Below are 16,726 nucleotides of genomic sequence, written 5' to 3' on the forward strand. Positions count from 1 at the left end.
GGTAAGACGTATTGCGATTGACAATGCCGCCGCCCCTTCGCTATCGGCCCGCTCCTACCCGCGGCCCGGCACCAACGTCCGGTCCGCTCCGGTGCCCAGATGGCGGAATTGGTAGACGCACCAGCTTCAGGTGCTGGCGCTCGCAAGGGCGTGGAGGTTCGAGTCCTCTTCTGGGCACCATTTGTTCTCATCAGAACGTTCCAAAACATTGCAGAAATGGCGGAATTCTGCCATTCTTGACCTCTAGCGCAGAAAGCGAGGTCTTGTTTTGTTCCGCTTTGTTCCAACGTCTCTGGGGGCCTCGGCTGGGGGCTCCAGCTCAAAAGCCCCCAACTTTCAAAAAAGTGAGGCCCCCAAATGAGCCTCAATGTGCAGGAGATCAAAGGCTTCCGGGCTGCCGACAAGTCGTACAAGAAATACGACTCGCGGGGGCTGCTGCTCTTGGTGAAGCCGAACGGCTCCAAACTCTGGTATTTCAAGTACCGCTTCGGCGGGAAGGAAAAGAAGCTGCCCATCGGCGCGTTCCCAGAGGTCAGCTTGTCGCAAGCGCGCGAGCTTCGCGATCGAGCGCGGCTAAAGGTTTCGGATGGCATCGATCCGATGCTGGAGCGGAAGCGCAAGAAGGCGAGGATCAAGCTCGGCGCTGAGAATATCCCATATTACCGTGGGCAAGACGTCACCGGTAGGTTTTTCATCGATAGCGCCTCACCAAATTTCATCACTGAGGACGCTTTCAACCGTCAGTACATGAAACGATCGCATTTGAAGAAGGGTGATGTCCTTCTATCGATCATTGGGACAATCGGCGAACTAAGCCTCGTCGATAGCGAGAACGATGCGACCTGCAGTTGCAAGCTTGCAATATTCAGACCGCACTCAATTGAGCCGGAGTTCTTGGCGGCATTTTTACAGTCCGTGCATGGAAACAACCAGATCAGGCGATTGACGCGCGGCGCCGTTCAGCAAAGTTTCCTACTTGAAGATGTCAATCAACTCTTGATCCCAGAGTTTTCAGACGACTTTAGAAACGCCGTGGTCGAAGCTGTGCAGGCTGCGCGTGTGCCCGTCGTGTCTGGGAAGGCGCAGTGCGGGATGCAGCGTACGCGCGGGAGTGAATCTCGGACCAGCTCGATTGGGGCCGGGTGTTTACGCTTGGTAATGTGCGGGACGGTGACAAGTGCGCAACATCGGCGTCGTGCCAAGCCACGATGAGATGTTTACTGGGTGCGTCAGGGCGCAACGGCCCGATCAAGAGGGGTGAATCCTAGCTGGACACCCGCAAAAACTGGGGCGCTGATGGTACCGTTGTCTTTGTGTTTGCGCCGGTGGCTGCGGCTAGTCAGCATGCGATCGGCCAGCCAAGCTTCGTTCGTCACGGAGCGATAGTAAGTATCAGCCGAGACCTCGCTGCTGCTATTCTCTGCGATCACATGGCGCAACATGCGTCCATCGGCGTAGGCCGCCGAGGTGACCTCACCTGCGCGAATGAACTCGCTGCTGCGGTCTATTCTGATATGGCTTAGTGGGCAGGGTGGAGCTTTTACCTCTGGCGGCGATCAAATGATTGCGGTCTGCATAGACCGCAGTGATAGGTGGCGCCGCGCCAGTTCGGAGGCAAGCAGTAGGGCGGTGATGATCTTTCCTAAGCCCGCCCTCTTGGGGCTGACGAAGATGATGGCTGTAAAGCCAATGCCTTTAGCTTCCAGCAAAACGGGCGCTTCGAGTTGCATCTGGCGTAAGGATCGGCGACAAAGCCGTTCGGATCCTATTGCCCGGCCTGACGCCGGATATTTGTGTCTTATGACGACGCATATGAAGACCGCGATAGTAACAGGAATTTCTGGCCAGAATGGTGTTTGCCTGCCTGGGCTGATCGCATTAAGATCGAAAATCTGACTGGACAACAGCTTACCACGAATTGCGTGACACATCGCCTAGATGCTGGAAGGATAATATTATGTGCTGCGCAATACCAATGTGCGTCTTGGCATTGCTTTGCACCGCAATAGCGGGAAAATGAATATATGGTGCCGTTAGCGCTTTGATATATCAAGCCAGCGCAAGCCTTGAGCCGTTGCCTTACTCAAATCTTGTACCCGATTAACGGGACGTATCATTAGGAAGTTTGTCGCTCAATGGGTATCCGGTCCCGCGCCCAAAACTTTGAGGACGTCATGCTATGGCGGGCCCTTGGTGACGTGGAGGCCGGTTTCTTCATTGACGTCGGGGCGCAGCATCCGATCAAGGATTCGGTCAGCAAGATATTTTCGGAACATGGCTGGCGCGGTATCCATATCGAACCGACGCCCGAATTTTCGGACATGTTGCGTGCGGACCGTCCTAACGAAACGGTTATTGCCGCAGTCGTCTCGGAAAAGCACGGGGCAGTCACTTTTTTCAAAATTGCCGACACAGGTCTTTCCACCGGACGTCGCGACATCGCGGAAGCTCACGCTGCCGCCGGGCACGTATATCAGGAAATCACTGTCCCGACGATTTCACTCGACGATCTTCTGGCGTTTGCCCCATCGGGTGACATCCACTGGTTGAAGATTGACGTCGAGGGGATGGAACAGGAGGTGCTTGGAAGCTGGCGCACGTCTCAACGGCGACCATGGATCGTCGTAATAGAAGCCAATTTCCCCGGCAGCCAGACGCCCAGCCATGAAGCCTGGGAAGAACTCATCCTCGCCAAAGGCTATCATTTTGTTTATTATGATGGACTCAATCGCTTCTACATCAACGATGCGCATAGCGCGTTGGACGATCATTTTGCGCTCCCCCCTAATATTTTCGACGGGTTTCAGTTCGATCCTCTTTCCGATCATGCGATTATTGTCCAGCAGTTGCACCAAGCGGATATCGAGGTGCTTGAAAGGACGGTAGCATCACTAGAAAAGCGCCTTGTGGACATGCGCTCGGAAACAGAAGCGCTCATCGAACAATCTCGAATCGATGCCGAGCACATTATCGCCGATGTGCGACACACGGCAGATGCCGGACTGGCCGATCTGCGGGAGCGGGAGCGGGATGGTGCGATCGCAGCGGCAGCGGATAAGGCTCGCCTAGAACAGCAGATTGCAGCACTGCGTGCTACGTCGGAAAGCGACCTTGCTAAGGCTTCGGCCCGTGAGGCTGAATTGACGAGCCTGCTTGACAAACTTCGGGCGGTTGCCGCCGCCGAAACGAGCAACAGGCTGGAAGCTAGCAAGCAAGAAGCTATGCTGCGAGCCGATCTTCAAGGCAAGCTGAATGCCGCGGTTCAGCGCGAAGCCGATTTGCTCGCTGCTGGTGAGCGTGATGTCCGGCGTTTTACGCACGAGGCGGATGTAAAAGTTGCGGCGCTGGAACGTGATCTCGCCGCCGCTCGCGATCGGATCGAGAGTTTGCGCGACGCAATGGCCAGGCGAGAGCGGGAACTATTCGCTCAGCGCGAGGAGGCGGTCAATCGCGCTGTTGCGATAGAAGCAGCTCGCCTTGAAACACGTCTGGCTGAAGAACGCATTGAATTACTGACATCAGAAGACCGCGTCGCTGCAGCCTTAGCGCAGGTGAATAAGACACAGCGTGCTCTGGACGGGGTGCGTGAGGCTGCGGTAATGCAGGAACGCGCAATTCGGGATCAAATGCACCAAGCGCTGGAACGGTTTCGGGCTAAAGCGGAACACGATGCAGAACAGCTGCGCGGGGATACCGAACGCCAGCGGGCTGAAAGTCAGCGTTTGCTGGTCGATGCTCATGACCGGATTGTGGCCGCCGAACATTTGGTAACGGAGCGGGCGCTATCTCATCATGCCGAGATACTGGAGCAGGCCGAGGCATTTCGAGGTGAAATTGCCCGCGTCACTGACGCGGCGATCGAGCGAGAAAGATCAGCGCAGCTCCGGATTGTCGAATTAGAGCGGCAAGAGCAAGAAACGGCCCTAGCGGCGCGTGCGGAAAAGGAAGCGTTTGCGACGCGACTTAGCCATAGTGAAGATCGCATGCGTTCTGTCATCAACAGCCGAAGCTGGATCCTTGCCACTCCCATTCGTTGGATCCTACGTGAGAAGATAATTGATCAACCTTCGCCCGAGCCGGCACTGGCTTCGGTCTTTAGCGCCGTTTCTTTGCCAATCGGCCATGCCGAACCCCAGGAAGTTATGACCATTACATTTCAGCCTTCTCAGTCCGTTGTTGACCTGCTTTCGCTCCCGGCACCTGATTTTGTCCATCGAAGCTTCCAACTATTGTTGGGCCGCGCGCCTTCATCATCTGAACAAAAAGCCCGTGAACGGTCACTGTGTCTGGGATGCGGCCGGATCCCAATGATCGCAGAGATTCATCAGTCGGCCGAGGCCGACAGTCATCGTGGCATGCAACGTAAGCAAGGCAGCGATACGGAATTTATTGAATGGCTCTACCAGAGCTATTTGGGGCGCAGGGCGGACCCCCAGGGTCTCGCGCATTATGGGAATTTGATTCAACGCAAGAGCCGTGCAGCAGTTGAGGCTGATGTCGCTGCATCCATCGAGGCTGTCGAACATCGGTCATTACCCTATGAACTGGAGCGTCTCGTTAAAATTCATCAATATAGCCGGCAATGGTGGCGCTGGTTCGGTCGGAGACGTTGGGAACAGCGGATCAGAAATATTGAAAGCGAAGCGAACGCGTTTCGCATCGGTCGTCACGACGCTCGCGACCAGAGTCAAATTATGCAGACAATGGACGCGATGCGCGAGCAGATTCAAGGCGGACAGGCCAACATGGATTCCACCACTGCGCAGGCAAGCTTTGATCGTCACTTGGAAAGACAGCGGGCGGAGCAGACAGCAGCTGCACCAACGCTACACAAGATCGATGCTGGACTCCTGGGGCCTCAGGCGAGGCAGATATTGCAGCGTATGCGAACGCCCGGTGTGGAAGGGGGGAACGCCTGATGCGTCTGGTCGTCGATCTACAGGGTGCGCAGGGATCCAACCGCAATCGGGGCATTGGCCGCTATTGTCTGTCTCTGACGCAGGGACTGGCCCGGTTGAGGGGCGAGCACGAGGTTATCGTTGTGCTGAGTGCCCTGTTCCCGGATACCATCGAACCTCTGCGCCGGTCGCTTAGGGACGTATTGCCGCCCGAGGCAATCCGGATCATGCATCTGGCAGGTCCGGTTCACGGCGCCGATCCTCAGTGCGATGCACGGCGCGAGGCTGCCGAACTAATGCGGGAGCACTTCCTTGCCAGCCTCAACCCAGATTTCGTGCTTATCACCTCGCTTTTTGAGGGGCTGGGGGACGATGTCGTTTCGAGCATCGGACGGTTCACCACCCGCGTACCGACTGCGACCGTTTTGTATGACCTCATTCCGCTTATCAACAGCGCAATCTATCTCAAGAATTCCGTGCTGGCCAAATGGTACGAACGCAAGCTGGCTAGTCTTCGCGATTCAGACCTGTTGCTAGCCATTTCTCAATCGTCACGCCAAGAGGCAATCGAGTGGCTTGGGACCGAGCGGGATGAAGCGGTCAACATCTCGACCGCAGCTGAAGATTATTTCACACCGGCTTCGGTCAGCGCCAAGCGCCGGGCGGAGCTAGGCAAGACTTACGGGCTGGTGCGTCCGTTTGTCATGTATACGGGTGGCATCGACCATCGTAAGAATATTGAAGGGCTGATCGAGGCTTATGCCATGTTGTCTCCTGCCCTCCGCCGTGCACATCAGCTTGCGATCGTATGTTCCATCCAGCCGGCTGACCGTGATCGGCTGACAGCGCTGGCAGCTGAATATGGGCTTGGCGACGATGAGTTTATTCTGACCGGCTACATTCCTGAAGATGATCTTCTCGCTTGCTACCGGGCGTGCAAGATGTTTGTTTTCCCGTCATGGCATGAAGGGTTCGGCCTGCCCGCCCTAGAGGCCATGCGGTGCGGCCGTGCCGTGATCGCTAGCGACTGCTCCAGCCTCCCCGAAGTTATCGGCAACAGCAAGGCACTGTTCGATCCCCATGACATCGCCGCAATCAGCCGGGCGATCGGCAACGTGCTCACGGACGATGCGTTGCGGGAAAACCTGGAACAGCATGGGCTGGAGCAGGCGAAGCGGTTCAGCTGGGATTTGACTGCTCAGGCGGCGTGGGACGCGATTCTGGCCGCGCATCGGCGATATGCCATCAGTCCGCCGCGTCTTTGTGTCTCATCTCGAAAACCCAGGCTCGCCTATGTCTCACCGCTTCCGCCCGAAGCCAGCGGGATCAGTGATTACAGCGCCGAACTGCTTCCCGAGCTTGCCCGACATTATCGCATTGACGTGATTGTATGCCAGGAAAGCGTCAGCGATCCGGCGATCGTCGCCAACTACCCGCTCCGGTCGATCGACTGGTTTAGGCAGCATGCGCATGGCTTCGACCGAATCCTGTATCATTTCGGCAATTCTCATTTTCATTCGCATATGTTCGACCTGATGCGCCAAAATCCCGGCATGGTCGTGCTGCACGATTTCTTCCTGTCTGGCATTGTCGCCCACCGCGACGTATATGACGAAGAGCCCGGCGGGTGGGCGCGCGCATTGTTCGAAACGCATGGCTGGCCTGCAGTCGTTCATCGGTTCAAGGCTGCGGACACGGCCGATGTGGTTTGGGCCTATCCCGCTAACATAGCAGTGCTGCAGCATGCGTTAGGCTTGATTGTCCACGCCGATTTCTCTCGTCAACTTGCGCAGACATACTATGGCGTCGGTGTGGGTGACGACTGGGCGCTGATCCCGCATTTGCGTCAGACTGCTGCCGGTCTTGACCGTGGTGCCGCCCGTAAGGTTTTAGGGCTGGGCCAGGACGATTTCGTGGTGTGCAGCTTCGGCATTCTTGGCCCGATGAAGATGAACGACCGGCTGTTGTCGGCATGGCTCGAGAGTCCGCTTGCAGACAATCCTAACTGTCACCTGATTTTTGTCGGCCAGAATAACCCTGGCACTTATGGTGAGGACTTGGAACGCCGCATTAGGTCAGGCCGATCAGCGGGCAGGATTGAAATCACGGGATGGGCTGATCAGACCAGCTTTCGTCAATGGCTTGCCGCTTCCGATCTCGGCGTCCAGTTGCGGACCCTTTCACGTGGGGAGACGTCCGGGACTGTACTCGACTGCATGAACGTGGGTCTGCCCACCATCGTCAATGCCAATGGCTCGATGGCTGAACTGGACGCTGACGCAGTGTGGATGATACCGGATGATTTCAGCGATGATGATCTGATCAAGGCGTTGTCAACGCTTCATGCCGACGCTACCCGACGTCGGGAAATGGGCAATCACGCCCGTGCACGTATCGCCGATCACCATAATCCACGCAACTGCGCAGCGGATTATGCCAGAGCCATCGAAGCGGCCTATGCGCGGGCTGAGACCGGCCAGACCGGCCTTGAAAGGGTACTGGCGGAAAGCGACAGCGCATTGGGCGAGAATGACTGGCTCAACCTTTTGCATGCGATGGAACGCAATGCTCCTCCGGCGCTACGCCGCAAGAGATTGCTGGTCGACATTTCCGAATTGGTCCAGCGGGATTGGGGTTCGGGCATCCAACGTGTAGTCCGCTCAATCCTGAACCATTGGCTGCTCAACCCGCCGGCTGACTATATCGTCGAGCCTGTCTATGCGGAACCTAACAGACCTGGCTACCGCTATGCTCGGCAATTCACCAGCCGGATGCTCGACATCTGGCCTTTCTGGTGTGAGGACGAAATGGTCGAACCGGTGACCGGCGACATTTTCGTCGGCCTCGACCTGCAGCCTGCCATCGTGCCGCAACAACAGCCTCTGTTGCAGGAATGGCGCCGAATGGGAGTAAAGGTCTGCTTCATTATTTACGATCTGCTGCCGGTGATTGCGCCCGAATATTTCTTCCCCGGCGCCCGGCCCAGCCATCATGCATGGCTGGCGACAGTCTCCGAGTTTGACGGCGTAGTCTGCATTTCGCGCGCCGTCGCGGACGAGTATCGCGAATGGCTCGACCATTACGGCCCTGATCGGATCACCCCGCTGGAAATAGACTGGTTTCATCTGGGCTGTGACCCCGAAATGGGACCTGCCGGCTCAGACGCCCTGCCTGCGGAAGCGGACGTCCTACTAGCCCGGCTCCGTAAAACTCCTTCCTTCCTGTCAGTCGCGACAGTCGAACCGCGCAAGGGGTTTCGTCAGACGCTCGACGCGATGGAGATGTTGTGGGCCAAGGGAGTTGATGCCAACTTCGTTATTGTTGGCAAGCCGGGCTGGATGATGGACGATTTCATCGCCCGGCTGCAAACCCACCCAGAACTTGATGAACGCCTCTTCTGGCTTCAAGGCATCAACGACGACTATCTTTTTGCGGTCTATGGCGCCTGCCGTTATCTGATCGCGGCAAGCCAGGGAGAGGGGTTTGGACTGCCGCTGATCGAAGCAGCTCGCTATAAGCTGCCGGTGCTAGCGCGCGATATTCCGGTATTTCGCGAAGTGGCGGGCGATGCCGCAAGCTACTTCCCCAATTCCAAAGATCCTGCCGTTCTGGCTCGGGCTATCGAAACCCTGCTCAAGCCCAAAGAGGGCGTGGGAAAGCCACGGCGGATAAAGTGGCTGACTTGGGCGCAAAGCGCCGATGATCTCCTTGCCTGCATCTTGCGCATCAACCAGCCTTATCAGCGCTGGATGCCCGATGGCGTCCAGCGCTTCTGGGGCAGTGATCATCGGTTACTGTCGCAGGTCGGCATAGCCAACGGCATACAGATGCGCACCAACGCAAAGGCCGGTTTCCTTGCATATGGCCACTATCTGCCGCTTGAAGCCGGTTCTTGGACAATCAGGGCAGAAGGGGAAACGACTCGCCTCGACGGTTCGGAGTTCTTTGACATCGTCTCGGACGGGGGGGGCAATGTGCATTTTACTGCTCCATTGACGCGCATGGGCGACCGATGGGTCGTTGAGGGCGACTACGTCATGGCCGAACGGGCTGAAAGTGTAGAAATTCGGCTTTGGGTCGCAGACAGCAGCGACTTGTCACTGACAGGAATAAGCCTGACCCCTCGCGCAGCCGAAGCTGTCGATGACGGAAAGTTGCTCATGGAGACCAGCCTGAATTATCGAGTAGAAATAAAAACAAGTCGTGCGCCCGCTGTTTAGCCGTGGGCTAGGTTGTTTTGGTTTGTCGCGCGGCAATCGGATCAGCATCTTTGCTTCGGCTTCTCTGGATCTGGCGGCGTCAGTGTTGAAGGCGCTGTGATTATTTCATTGGGTGCTAGGGTGTGGATTGCGATGGGGCACACGGATATCCGATTGCACTTTCGAATTGAGGGCATGGCGTGGCAGATACTCCCGACAACTCGGATGCAAAACTCAAAACTTTTGCATCAGATTGAAGCTTGAGGAAAACCTGCCCCTTCCCTGATGCAAAAATCTCATGCACGATTTCGATCATGATCTACGGCTATGCGCGCGTCTCAACCATTGGCCAGGACTTGGCCCAACAGATTGCCCAGCCCACCGCTGGCGGGTTTGTCAAAATCTACCGCGAGAAGATCGGCGGAGCGACGGCCGAGCGGCCCCAGCTCAAGCGCGCGATCGGCGCGCTTGACGATGGTAACGTGGTGATGGTGACTGCAACAGATCACCTTGCCCGCAATCCTCGCGACCTGTTGAGCATTCTGCATGCGGTGAAAGGGGCCGGGGTTGGCTTCCTCTGGCTTGCCGGGTCGATGGTGGATATCCGCGGTGCATCGCGGTGCGCCCCTCTTCTCGTAAATCGAAGACAGCAAAGGGTTAAAATGCGGGCATTGCATAGGAGAAATGAATGTCCGATCCCGGCCTCATAATTGCCGTCATCTTAGCGTTCCTGACTGTTATCGGCACTGTCGCTAAAGTCGCCAGCTTGATCATCCAGCACCGCCGCACACTGAAGCTCCCCGAGCCGCCGATCCAGCCCACCTGCACAACCATCCTCGGTTTCGATATGCACAGACATCGATGGGGGATGAGGTCGTGCCTTCGGGCACGGCCATCATCTTGCTGACGACCTGAGTCAACTTGATCGACTCAACAGCCGTCAAGGTTATAGCGGATCGCGTTCTCATCACCGCTGTTTAGTAGCCAGAAGCCCGTCGGGATAGCGAACGGTTGGCGGGATAAAGTCGGACTCGACATCGCGATAGGTTAGGTTGAAGCGATCCATCGCCTAAGGATCGTGAGCCTGAAACTTGTCTATCGTGTCGCGCGCGAAACTCCCGTCACGCCTGTGGTAGGTCATCGCAAAGATAGTCGAGAGTGCGGTTATGAACTAGGCTTTGGTGGGGCTCATCGCATCAAACTGACCAAGCACAGCTTCGGTCAGGCCCACAAGATAACCGCTAGATCGGAAGCTTCCTGTCGAACCGGATAATGGAACAGACTTCGGCTCTAACTCCATTATCATGAAGTTCTGGACCAGAATCGAAGCTACTGCTCCTTGGGTTACTTCCATCAACTCAGGACGAACATCATCTTCACCCTCAATTCTCACAGGCTCCTTCGAGCGACCAAACAGACCATCCCATAATCCCATCGGACACTCCGAAGCCCATTCATATGGTTGAGATTTGTCTCACGCATCACCGTCTCGAATAAGGCAAAGGTTGACGCCCCGCCGATCTGTGCAACGCTGAATTGATGACAAACGAAGACGCACCCGACATCGCCAAGGTTGACCGTCAACCTTCATCCGACTCTCACGGTTCGAGCCCTCTTCTGGGCACCATTTCTTCGCAATAAGCGTTTCATGCGTTTTCCAGGCTGAACAGCAGGACTGTTTCGGGCCGCGCTTGAGGTAGTTGCAAGCCGGCTTTCATCAAAGCGTCGCCGGTGAACAGCGCGCCTTTTTCGGTAAGGTCGAGCGCTTCGCTGATCGACGGCGGGTGTACAGAGGTCCATCCTTGGGGCCAGACCAGGCGCAAACGGTAGGAACTATCCGGGTCGAGGCCGACAAAGCGCAGGCGCCCGGGCATGACCCTGGGGTTGCTGGCAAGATAGGCGTAAGAAAACAGTGCAGCGGTTTGGTCTTTCGCGACCACGCCGACTGCGTTGGCGTGTGACGGGGTGTCTAGCCGGAAGAAACGCCCGGTGTGGAGCAGCGCACGGTATTGTTTGTAGAGACTGATCGCACCGCGGAGCTCCTCCAGCTCATGCCCCGGCTCGGTCAGCAGGTTAAGCTCCAGACCCATGTGACCCATCAGCGCGGTTGCGGCGCGCATCGCCATAGGCAGCTTGCGTCCGGTAACGTGGCAATGGCGCGGGCCAACATGTGCGCCCAAGACTTCGAGCGGGAGAAAATAGCTAGCGCCGCGCTGGATCGCCTGGCGGTCGATCGCGTCGTTACTGTCCGATGTCCAGACCCGGTCAGTATGAGCCAGCGCGCCGTAATCGGTCCGCCCACCACCGGACGCGCAGCTTTCGATTTCCACATCGGGATGCTTGGCGCGGATCCGGTCAAGCAGAGCGTAAAGCGCGCCCACCTGCGCGTGGGAGCGGGGGGTGCCGTCATGCCCTCCGGGATGGTTGAGGTCGCGGTTCATGTCCCACTTGATGTATGAGATTGCGTAATCCGAAAGGACTGCGTCAATCTGTCCGAACAAGTAATCCGACACTTCTGTCCGGCTGATGTCGAGGACGTATTGATCGCGATAACCGATCTGCCGCACGCCCGGCACACGTAAAGCCCAATCAGGATGGGCGCGGTAAAGGTCGCTGTCGGGGTTGACCATTTCGGGTTCAAACCAGATGCCCATTTCCATGCCGAGTGCGGTGACATGATCGACCAGCGGGCCAAGACCTTCGGGATAGACTTGCGGCGATACGATCCAGTCACCCAGGCCTGACGTATCGTCCCGGCGGCTGCCGAACCAGCCGTCGTCGAGTACGAAACGTTCTACCCCGATTGCCGCTGCCCGGTCAGCCAGCAGCTTGAGCCGGCCCATATCGTGGTCGAAATACACCGCCTCCCAGGTGTTGTAATGCACCGGCCGGGGCTTGGCCTGCATCGCCGGTGTAAGGACGGCACTGCGCACATGGCTGTGAAGCGCTTGGCTGAGTGCGCTGAAGCCCTGGTCGGCATAAGCCGCAATCAGCACGGGCGATACGTAACTTTCGCCCGGGGCGAGGCAGATTTCGCCCGGCAGCAGTAGTGCGCCAAGCGAAGCAAAAAAACTGCCATCGGACATGGTATCGACGCGTACGCGGTGGTTGCCGCTCCACGCCAGGGTCAGGGCGTAGGCCTCGCCAGCACATTCCGTAGTTTCGCCGGTGCACAGGATGACGCCGGGAAAACTGTCGTGCGAGGTGCGACCCCGGCGGTTTTCGCGAAGGTAGGTGCCAGCATGACGGGCAAAGCGTTCGCGCTGGAATTCGCCCGTCCACCGCCCCGTAAAGCCGACGATTTCGTCGATATGCTGAGGGAGCGGCAGGATTGCGGTGGCCATTTCTGTCAGATCGAGCGGCGCATCGGCAGTGTTAGTCAGGGTGGCCGCCAGGCTCAACACCCCTGTTTCCGGGTCGAGGGAAAACACGTAATCGAGCGCGATCCGGGTAGCAGGATCGTGGCAAGCCAGTTCCAGCCCATTTGTGATCAAGCGCACATCGCGGACTGCAAACACACTTCCCCAATCGCGGCCGCCGCGGTGAGCACCGATACCGGTTGGACCGAGCAAGCCGATGCCCGGTTCATGCGCGAGCGACGGGACGATTTTGGTACCGGGTGAGCCGTGCGCACCTTGCTGGATCGTCAGTCGGGTCAGATCGTCAGCTGAAGTCGCCCGGCCAAGACGCGGGCCCCAGTAGATTATCGATGGTGGCGCGTTTTTTGCACATGAGAGGACCAAGCTTACACAGCCTCCATCGATACGAAAAGTGTCCATCGCCAACTCCGCTATCAGTCCTGATAACAATCGATTGCTGAACGTCCCCACGGGATTATGCAAGCTTGTATTCCCGCGTCCTGCGACTAGCTTGCGCGCAAGCCGCTGGGAAGAGCGCGCTGCTAAGGGGGGAGCATGGAATGTCGGGTTCAGGCGGACTGAGCATACAGATCGGGGTATTCGCGGCACTGACTGCGCTGATCGGCATCCTTACATGGTGGAAAGTGCATGGCACCGGTTCGGCAGAGCGCAGCGGAGAGGGCGCTGACCGGGAACTTTTCCTGGCTGGCGGCGGCCTGAGCTGGATTTACGTCGCGGGATCGATCACAATTACGAACCTCTCGACAGAACAGCTGGTGGGGATGAACGGCAACCAGATGTTCCTGCTGGCGTGGTGGGAACTGGCCGGGTTTGTCGGGCTGATGATGCTGGCGTTCGTGTTCGTGCCAATCTACTATCGTAACCAGTGCACGACGGTGACCGAACTGTTGGAACAGCGTTACAATGGCGGCGCAGTTCGCACGGTCATTTCGCTGCTGTTCCTTATCGGCAACGTGGTGATTTACCTGCCGGCGGCGGTTTATTCGGGAAGCCTGTTCCTCAAATCAATGTTCGGCGTCGATTGGCCGCTGCTATGGTTTGCCGTGCCGATGACAGTGCTGGCGGCCATCTATACGATCACTGGCGGGCTGCGCGCGGTGGCCGTGATGGATACCTTTTCCGGCATCGGTGTGCTGGCGGTGGCCCTGCTGATCGTTTTCCTTGCTTTGCAGGCGATTGGCTTCGACCTGTCCGGAGTACCAGCCGAACGCACGACGATGATGGGGGCAGTGGATTCGCCGATCCCGTTTCACACGCTGTTCACCGGGATGCTGTTCATCCAGATCTTCTATTGGTCGACCAACCAAAACATCACGCAAAAAGCGATGACCGCTCCGACCGTGCGTGAAGCGCAGCGGGGCGTGATCGCCGCTGCAGTGGTGCGCATCCTGATCATCCCCGCCATAGTCGTCATTCCGGGCGTTGTTGCTTATAAGCTGTTTGGCCCATTGGGCGATCAAAGCTACGGCCGAATTGTCGCCCATGTTCTGCCCGGCTGGCTGTCGGGCGCGTTCGCGGCAATGATGGCAGCAGCGGTGGTCGGCCATACGGCGGCGATCCTGAACAGCTCGGTAGCTCTCTACACCGTCGATTTTCACAACAAGTTCGTCAATGCAGCGACGGATCAATGGCGGCTTGCTGCAATTGCGTCAGCGATATTGATGGTCACGACCATCGCTCTCGTGCCGGTGTTCCAAGGCGCTAAAAGCATCATAAACCTGTTGCAGGAACTTAACGGGCTTTTGTCCATGCCGATTCTGTCGACCTTCATCGCCGGGCTGCTGTTCCGCAATGTTGATGCGCGTGCGGCGATTGCTGGACTTGTTTTTGGCCTGGGCTGCTATGCGCTGCACAACTTTGTGCTGTACAAGCCTGACACACTTTATCCTGGGCAGACTGCTTATCAAGCCTGGGGCGTGCCGGCGCTGCACTATATCGACGTGATGCTTATGGTGCTGATCGCCTCGGTCGGGGTTGCGCTGGCGGTTAACCGGTTAGCCTTTGGCAACCGGGCGCAATTCATATTCGCCAAAGGAGCGGCAGCGGCGTGAACGGCGATACAATTCTGGTAATTGATGAAGGGACTACTTCTGTCCGGGCTATGCTGTTCGGGGCCGGCGGCGAGTGCCTGGGATCAGAGCAGCGCGCGTTGACACAGTATTATCCTGCGCCCGGTCTTGTTGAACATGACGCACACGAGATCTGGGAGCAGACACTGGCCTGTGCCCGCGCAATGGTGGCCAAGGCTGGAGGATCGGAACGGATCGCCGGGATCGGTATTACCAACCAGCGTGAAACCGTGGTGTTCTGGGACCGCCGTACCGGAGTCCCCTTGGCTCCGGCCATCGTCTGGCAGGACCGGCGCACGGCTGATCGATGCGAGGCGCTTAAAGCTGCAGGCCAAGAGCCATTGGTCCAGGCGAAGACCGGCCTGTTGCTCGACCCCTATTTTTCCGGATCGAAGATCGGTTGGGCGCTGCAGAACTGGCCGCGACTGGCGGATGCTGGCGAGCATCTGGCGGTGGGGACGATCGAAAGTTACCTGGTGTTCCGGCTGACTGGCGGCGCGCATGTCAGCGATGCGACCAACGCATCGCGCACCGCCCTGATGGCGATCGGATCGAGCGGTTGGGATGACGGCTTGCTAGAACTGTTTGGCGTTCCCCGCGCCATTTTGCCTGAAATTGTCGACTGTGCCGGACAAATCGGGACCACACTGCCCGAATTACTGGGCGGGCCAATCGCAATCACTGGGATGGCAGGAGATCAGCAGGCCGCGACGATCGGTCAGGCCTGCCTTGATGAAGGGCAGACCAAGGCAACGTTCGGCACCGGTGCCTTTGTCCTGACGCAAACTGGCCGGCGCTTGCCGCAATCGCATAACCGCCTGCTGTCAACGATCTGCTGGCAGCTGGCCGGCGAGCGGCACTATGCGCTGGAAGGGTCGGTCTTTGTGGCAGGCAGCCTGGTGCAGTGGTTGCGCGATGACCTGGGACTGATCGCAGCAGCAGCTGACACCGAACCGCTGGCGCGCAGCGTTAGCGACAATGGCGGGGTTTATCTTGTGCCAGCCTTGTCCGGGCTGGGCGCGCCGCACTGGATGCCCAATGCGCGCGGCTTGATCTGCGGGTTGAGCTTTTCCTCAACCAAGGCACATGTCGCGCGGGCTGCTTTGGAAGCGATGGCCCACCAGACTAACGACCTCAAGACCGCCTTTGCTGCCGACGGAGCCGATTGGGGCGAATTACGCATCGACGGAGGCATGGTGGCAAATGACTGGATGGCTCAGGATTTAGCCGACATGCTGGATATCGCGGTTGAACGGCCACACTTCATCGAAACGACGGCAATGGGCGCCGCCATGCTGGCCGGTGTTGGGGCAGGGATTTATTCTTCACTCCATGAAGCTGCGGCGATGCGCCGCAGCGTGCAGCGTTTTATGCCCGCTCTTGACCCGTCGTCCCGGCGGATACGGCTAGACGGCTGGGCCGATGCAATGGCCCGCGTTCTGAATTAATCGCAAGGCTTTTGCGTTGCCGCGCAAGCTGTTATCGCGCTGCTGATGGCAACGGGGGTTTCACGGCACGCGGGAGCTTTACATGCGCTGCAGGCGATTGCGGAAGCCTTTGCGTGTGACGGCGACCTGGCCGCAACGATAGAAGCTTTCGCGCATGAAACCGCGCATCCCCGAGGTGCCGTGCTGTGGCCTCTGGCTGATCGCGACGAAACAACCCTGATCATGGCGGGCAGCGCCCAAGAGGTAGCTTACGGTCAGGATGGGTCAGTTTTGCAGTTGATGATCCTGGGGCAAGGCGATCTCTACGGATCGCTCATGGGCGCAGACGAAAGCGGCGCGGCCCAGACCGAAGCCGTCAGTGAAGGGCGCGGCGCGCACTTCACTACGGCTTCGTTGGTCCGGCTGATGGACAGCTACAGCGCGGTCGCGCGCGCCATAAACCGGCAGCTTGCCTCCAGGTTGGAGGCGCTTCGCCGGCGCATGGTGGAAAGCACGCTGCTGTCCGTCAGCGGCCGGATAAGTGCAGAACTCCTGCGCCGATCGGCGTTCAGCCCCGATCGCACGATCAGGCCCATGCCGGTCATGTCTGAATTGGCGCTAAGCGTACGATCAACCCGCGAAACCGTATCGCGGACGATCTCACAGCTGGAAAAGCGCGGCTTGGTCCGTCGGGTGGAAGGCGGCTTGCAGGTTGTGGCACCGCACCGGCTCCAGGAAATTGTGTACTGAACC

General features: G+C 58.0%; 10 protein-coding genes and 1 tRNA gene. 8 read left to right on the top strand and 3 right to left on the bottom strand.

Translation table 11 applies throughout. From position 1 onward, the window contains the following. The first annotated feature begins 93 nt into the window (after positions 1-93). From Q0L62_RS13105 to Q0L62_RS13125, 5 genes are all read left to right on the top strand, one after another. Positions 94-180: transfer RNA gene (locus Q0L62_RS13105), tRNA-Leu, on the top strand. Between the two features lie 177 nt (positions 181-357). Beyond that, the gene (locus Q0L62_RS13110; RefSeq protein WP_296680631.1) at positions 358-1,212 is read left to right on the top strand and encodes an integrase arm-type DNA-binding domain-containing protein; all 855 of its coding nucleotides are present in this window, start codon (positions 358-360) and stop codon (positions 1,210-1,212) included. 923 nt (positions 1,213-2,135) lie between these two features. Beyond that, a complete protein-coding gene (locus Q0L62_RS13115) occupies positions 2,136-4,919 on the top strand; it encodes an FkbM family methyltransferase (protein WP_296680633.1) in 2,784 nt (927 codons plus the stop codon). Then, the gene (locus Q0L62_RS13120) at positions 4,919-9,118 is read left to right on the top strand and encodes a glycosyltransferase (protein ID WP_296680635.1); all 4,200 of its coding nucleotides are present in this window, start codon (positions 4,919-4,921) and stop codon (positions 9,116-9,118) included. Before Q0L62_RS13115 ends, Q0L62_RS13120 begins: the two co-directional genes overlap by 1 nt. 293 nt (positions 9,119-9,411) lie before the next feature. After that, positions 9,412-9,807: a recombinase family protein gene (locus Q0L62_RS13125; protein WP_367183294.1), complete on the top strand. Its 396-nt coding sequence runs from the start codon at positions 9,412-9,414 to the stop codon at positions 9,805-9,807. 11 nt (positions 9,808-9,818) lie between these two features. Here the strand turns inward: Q0L62_RS13125 and Q0L62_RS13130 are convergent, their stop codons facing one another. The 3 genes from Q0L62_RS13130 to Q0L62_RS13140 all read right to left on the bottom strand — a co-directional run bounded on the left by Q0L62_RS13130 (position 9,819) and on the right by Q0L62_RS13140 (position 12,876). Further along, the gene (locus Q0L62_RS13130) at positions 9,819-9,956 is read right to left on the bottom strand and encodes a hypothetical protein (protein WP_296680639.1); all 138 of its coding nucleotides are present in this window, start codon (positions 9,954-9,956) and stop codon (positions 9,819-9,821) included. A 312-nt stretch (positions 9,957-10,268) separates the two neighbouring features. Continuing rightward, complete coding sequence (locus Q0L62_RS13135; RefSeq protein ID WP_296680640.1) at positions 10,269-10,532, bottom strand: hypothetical protein; 264 nt, start codon at positions 10,530-10,532, stop codon at positions 10,269-10,271. Positions 10,533-10,743: 211 nt separating this feature from the next. Continuing rightward, complete coding sequence (locus Q0L62_RS13140; protein ID WP_296680642.1) at positions 10,744-12,876, bottom strand: alpha-galactosidase; 2,133 nt, start codon at positions 12,874-12,876, stop codon at positions 10,744-10,746. 140 nt (positions 12,877-13,016) lie between these two features. On the opposite strand from Q0L62_RS13140, the gene Q0L62_RS13145 reads away from it, so the two are divergent. Genes Q0L62_RS13145 through Q0L62_RS13155 form a run of 3 tightly spaced genes read left to right on the top strand, consistent with a single transcriptional unit; the run spans position 13,017 to position 16,723 of the window. Then, positions 13,017-14,528, top strand: a complete 1,512-nt coding sequence (locus Q0L62_RS13145; protein WP_296680644.1) for an SLC5 family protein — start codon at positions 13,017-13,019, stop codon at positions 14,526-14,528. Further along, entirely contained in the window at positions 14,525-15,994 is a 1,470-nt protein-coding gene (locus tag Q0L62_RS13150; RefSeq protein ID WP_296680647.1) for a glycerol kinase GlpK, read from the top strand. The genes Q0L62_RS13145 and Q0L62_RS13150 overlap by 4 nt, the downstream gene beginning before the upstream one ends. Before the next feature lie 45 nt (positions 15,995-16,039). Then, complete coding sequence (locus Q0L62_RS13155; RefSeq protein ID WP_296680649.1) at positions 16,040-16,723, top strand: Crp/Fnr family transcriptional regulator; 684 nt, start codon at positions 16,040-16,042, stop codon at positions 16,721-16,723. Positions 16,724-16,726 lie beyond the last annotated feature (3 nt).

The organism is Novosphingobium sp., assembly GCF_024642085.1.
GTDB lineage: Bacteria > Pseudomonadota > Alphaproteobacteria > Sphingomonadales > Sphingomonadaceae > Novosphingobium.

What these genes read in the sequence shown, in the direction of transcription:
- Q0L62_RS13110 (WP_296680631.1), top strand. Translation starts at nt 358, where the DNA reads ATGAGCCTCAATGTGCAGGAGATCAAAGGCTTCCGGGCTGCCGACAAG.
- Q0L62_RS13115 (WP_296680633.1), top strand. Translation starts at nt 2,136, where the DNA reads ATGGGTATCCGGTCCCGCGCCCAAAACTTTGAGGACGTCATGCTATGG.
- Q0L62_RS13120 (WP_296680635.1), top strand. Translation starts at nt 4,919, where the DNA reads ATGCGTCTGGTCGTCGATCTACAGGGTGCGCAGGGATCCAACCGCAAT.
- Q0L62_RS13125 (WP_367183294.1), top strand. Translation starts at nt 9,412, where the DNA reads ATGATCTACGGCTATGCGCGCGTCTCAACCATTGGCCAGGACTTGGCC.
- Q0L62_RS13130 (WP_296680639.1), bottom strand. Translation starts at nt 9,956, where the DNA reads ATGTCTGTGCATATCGAAACCGAGGATGGTTGTGCAGGTGGGCTGGAT.
- Q0L62_RS13135 (WP_296680640.1), bottom strand. Translation starts at nt 10,532, where the DNA reads ATGGGATTATGGGATGGTCTGTTTGGTCGCTCGAAGGAGCCTGTGAGA.
- Q0L62_RS13140 (WP_296680642.1), bottom strand. Translation starts at nt 12,876, where the DNA reads ATGGACACTTTTCGTATCGATGGAGGCTGTGTAAGCTTGGTCCTCTCA.
- Q0L62_RS13145 (WP_296680644.1), top strand. Translation starts at nt 13,017, where the DNA reads ATGTCGGGTTCAGGCGGACTGAGCATACAGATCGGGGTATTCGCGGCA.
- Q0L62_RS13155 (WP_296680649.1), top strand. Translation starts at nt 16,040, where the DNA reads ATGGCAACGGGGGTTTCACGGCACGCGGGAGCTTTACATGCGCTGCAG.